Origin of the sequence: Burkholderia sp. E168m23, assembly GCF_016586125.1 — a bacterium.
In the GTDB taxonomy this organism is placed as follows: Bacteria; Pseudomonadota; Gammaproteobacteria; order Burkholderiales; family Burkholderiaceae; genus Burkholderia; species Burkholderia orbicola.
In genome coordinates this window covers 1-1,469 of sequence record NZ_BCPP01001310.1, presented here as the reverse complement: position 1 = coordinate 1,469, position 1,469 = coordinate 1, and the positions used below count along the sequence as shown (strand labels likewise).

Annotated in this window: 3 protein-coding genes; 1 reads left to right on the top strand and 2 read right to left on the bottom strand. The window is 75.7% G+C overall.

What is annotated here, in order from left to right; genetic code table 11:
- Positions 1 to 125 (top strand): diguanylate cyclase domain-containing protein (locus JMF90_RS36825; protein ID WP_201326319.1); only part of this gene is annotated, 125 nt, incomplete at its 5' end.
- 54 nt (positions 126 to 179) lie between these two features.
- On the opposite strand, the gene JMF90_RS36820 is transcribed toward JMF90_RS36825, so the two are convergent.
- Together JMF90_RS36820 and JMF90_RS36815 are read right to left on the bottom strand one after the other, a co-directional pair.
- Complete coding sequence (locus JMF90_RS36820) at positions 180 to 632, bottom strand: hypothetical protein (RefSeq protein ID WP_011545159.1); 453 nt, start codon at positions 630 to 632, stop codon at positions 180 to 182.
- The coding region (locus JMF90_RS36815) for a dual specificity protein phosphatase family protein (RefSeq protein ID WP_201326318.1) at positions 632 to 1,469 on the bottom strand (838 nt) is incomplete at its 5' end. The genes JMF90_RS36820 and JMF90_RS36815, both read right to left, overlap by 1 nt.

The window sequence follows — 1,469 nt, the reverse complement described above, 5'->3', positions numbered from 1 at the left end:
GGCTCGGCGTCAGCGTCGGCATCGCGATGCTGCCGGACGACGGCACCGACATGAACGCGCTGATCGAGCATGCGGACCAGGCGATGTACGAAGCCAAGCGATCGCGGCGCACCGCGCACGCATGACGGCTGGCGCGCGCCGGCCGGGCTGTTCCCGCCGATAGCCGGCTTGCGCCGGCGCTAGCCGATGGGCGACACCGCGACCGCGATCCCGACGACGAGCCACTGCACGATCGCCACGAGCACGGCGGCCCGGCACAGCCCGACCGCGCCGCGCACGCGCGCGTCGAGCGTGCGCCCGACCTTCGCCGCATCGATCCAGCCCAGGTCGGCGAGCGCGCGGTCGAGCGCCGCGAGCCCGTCGTCGATCGACCCGGCGCCGTCCACCGCCCGGGCCAGCGCGGCGAACAACCGCCGATCGATCGCGATGCGCACCGCGTACCACAGCGCCGCGATCCCCGACCCCGTGCTGACGATGGCCAGCAGCACGCGGGCAAGCGTCGGCGCCGCCCAGCCCGTCGCGACCCACCCGCCCGCGCCGGCCGCGACCAGCGCTGCCGCGAGCGCCCATGCGCCCGCATCGAGCGCGCCGCGTGCGGCGGCAATCCTGAACGGAGCGGACGGATCGCGCATCACCCCTGCCCCGCGCCGCGCTGGCGATCGATCCACTGCTGCAGCACGGCCACGCTTTCATCCGACCATACCGCGCGTGGCCGGACCGCGCGCACCGCGGCCAGCGCTTCGCGCGCATCGGCCAACCCGCGCCGCGCGGCGAGCCACGCGGCCGCGCACAGCACGCTGCGCCCGTAGCCGAGCGCACAGCAGACCAGCACGTCGCGCCCTTCGCCGTGCAGGCGTTCGAGCGCCTCGACGGCCTGCGCGAGCTGCGCCGCCGTCGGTGCGACGAGATCGAGCTGAGGCACCGACGCATACGCGAGCGATGCGTCGGCCGCCGCCCAGCGCGGCATCTCGGCGGTCAGGTCGACCAGCGCGGTGAAGCCGTGGCGCCGGATGTCGCGCGTCATCGGCGTCCGGCCGATCGACACGCGCTCGTCGATCCGCACCGGCGCGGGCTGCCGGCGCGTCCACAGCCGCGAATTGACGAATGCGCCGACGATCGTCGGCGCGAGCAGCCCGCCGACGAAAACCGGAAACCGCCCGTGCGCATCCTTCTGGAACGCGCCGGGCGCGCCGCGCCGGTAGGCCCACGCAACGCAGGCGAGCGCCAGCGCGACCCACCCAGCCGCCAGCGCCCAGCCCGGCGCGCGCGGCACGCACGCCAGCGCCACGAGTGCGACCAGCGCGACGCCGAACGCATAGCGGCGCGCGAGCGCGCGACCGGCCGCGGACGGCGACGCATCGGCGCCCGGCAGCCGGCCCGCGGCATCGCGCAGCGGAAACAGGAACAGCGCGAGACAGCCGACGGCCGCCCCGGTCGGCACGTCGATCGTGTGATGCTGGTAAGTCGTC

Excerpts from the sequence above, each read along its gene's own strand:
- JMF90_RS36820 (WP_011545159.1), bottom strand. The coding sequence starts at position 632 with ATGCGCGATCCGTCCGCTCCGTTCAGGATTGCCGCCGCACGCGGCGCG.